Raw genomic sequence first — 1,413 nt, forward strand, 5'->3', positions numbered from 1 at the left:
TGAGACCTGATGCCGAGCCGATTGTGGTGAAGTGGATGATCCTATGCTGTCGAGAAAAGCCTCTAGCGAGTTTCATGGCGGCCCGTACCCTAAACCGACTCAGGTGGTCAGGTAGAGAATACCGAGGCGTTCGGGTGAACTATGGTTAAGGAACTCGGCAAAATGCCCCCGTAACTTCGGGAGAAGGGGGGCCAGTCCTGGTGACGATCTTTACGGTCTGAGCTGGGGGTGGCCGCAGAGACCAGCGAGAAGCGACTGTTTACTAAAAACACAGGTCCGTGCGAAGCCGTAAGGCGATGTATACGGACTGACGCCTGCCCGGTGCTGGAACGTTAAGGGGACCGGTTAGCTCCATTTCGGTGGGGCGAAGCTGAGAACTTAAGCGCCAGTAAACGGCGGTGGTAACTATAACCATCCTAAGGTAGCGAAATTCCTTGTCGGGTAAGTTCCGACCTGCACGAATGGCGTAACGACTTCTCGACTGTCTCAACCATAGGCCCGGTGAAATTGCACTACGAGTAAAGATGCTCGTTTCGCGCAGCAGGACGGAAAGACCCCGGGACCTTTACTACAGTTTGATATTGGTGTTCGGTTCGGCTTGTGTAGGATAGCTGGGAGACTGTGAAGCCTGGACGCCAGTTCGGGTGGAGTCGTCGTTGAAATACCAGTCTGGTCGTGCTGGATGTCTAACCTGGGTCCGTGATCCGGATCAGGGACAGTGTCTGATGGGTAGTTTAACTGGGGCGGTTGCCTCCTAAAGGGTAACGGAGGCGCCCAAAGGTTCCCTCAGCCTGGTTGGCAATCAGGTGTTGAGTGTAAGTGCACAAGGGAGCTTGACTGTGAGACCGACGGGTCGAGCAGGGACGAAAGTCGGGACTAGTGATCCGGCGGTGGCTTGTGGAAGCGCCGTCGCTCAACGGATAAAAGGTACCCCGGGGATAACAGGCTGATCTTCCCCAAGAGTCCATATCGACGGGATGGTTTGGCACCTCGATGTCGGCTCGTCGCATCCTGGGGCTGGAGTCGGTCCCAAGGGTTGGGCTGTTCGCCCATTAAAGCGGTACGCGAGCTGGGTTTAGAACGTCGTGAGACAGTTCGGTCCCTATCCGCTGTGCGCGTAGGAGTCTTGAGAAGGGCTGTCCCTAGTACGAGAGGACCGGGACGGACGAACCTCTGGTGTGCCAGTTGTTCTGCCAAGGGCATGGCTGGTTGGCTACGTTCGGGAGGGATAACCGCTGAAAGCATCTAAGCGGGAAGCCTGCTTCGAGATGAGGACTCCCACCCACTTGATGGGGTAAGGCTCCCAGTAGACGACTGGGTTGATAGGCCGGATATGGAAGCACGGTAACGTGTGGAGTTGACCGGTACTAATAGGCCGAGGGCTTGTCCTCAGATGCTCGCGTCCACTGTGTT

Annotated in this window: 1 rRNA gene; it reads left to right on the forward strand. The window is 56.3% G+C overall.

Annotated features, from left to right (window positions below):
• Positions 1-1,391: ribosomal RNA gene (locus tag AB0K80_RS33810) — 23S ribosomal RNA — on the forward strand; the annotation flags it as partial.
• Positions 1,392-1,413: the final 22 nt, after the last annotated feature.

The organism is Streptomyces sp. NPDC052682, from assembly GCF_040678435.1.
Classification (GTDB): domain Bacteria; phylum Actinomycetota; class Actinomycetes; order Streptomycetales; family Streptomycetaceae; genus Streptomyces.